The 346-nt window shown below is 57.5% G+C and carries 2 tRNA genes; both read left to right on the top strand.

Annotated features, from left to right (window positions below):
• The first annotated feature begins 127 nt into the window (after positions 1-127).
• Positions 128-203: transfer RNA gene (locus ACTJJN_RS18990), tRNA-Val, on the top strand.
• Positions 204-268: 65 nt separating this feature from the next.
• Positions 269-345 (top strand) — tRNA-Asp (locus ACTJJN_RS18985).
• The last annotated feature ends 1 nt before the right edge of the window (position 346 follow it).

Below are 346 nucleotides of genomic sequence, written 5' to 3'. Positions count from 1 at the left end.
AGGCCGGCGCAGGCGATAACCTCACATTGCCTTTTTGAAAAAAATTCAATGGGGCTATTGACTTAGCTTCGCCACCTGCGTAAATTTCGCGGCCTCAGCGAAGCAAACGCAACAAGCAACATCGCGAGGGTGATTAGCTCAGCCGGGAGAGCATCTGCCTTACAAGCAGAGGGTCGGCGGTTCGATCCCGTCATCACCCACCACTTCCTGAGATGTTCCTGGAGCATCGGGTTCGCAAGAAGCCGATAGCCAGAGAGGAACGCACTGCGCAGCGGTAGTTCAGTCGGTTAGAATACCGGCCTGTCACGCCGGGGGTCGCGGGTTCGAGTCCCGTCCGCTGCGCCAT

It is taken from the genome of Pseudomonas sp. 22515, assembly GCF_052044625.1.
GTDB lineage: Bacteria > Pseudomonadota > Gammaproteobacteria > Pseudomonadales > Pseudomonadaceae > Aquipseudomonas > Aquipseudomonas alloputida.
The sequence above is the reverse complement of the archived record's forward strand: the minus strand, read 5'-3'. Positions and strand labels throughout refer to the sequence as shown.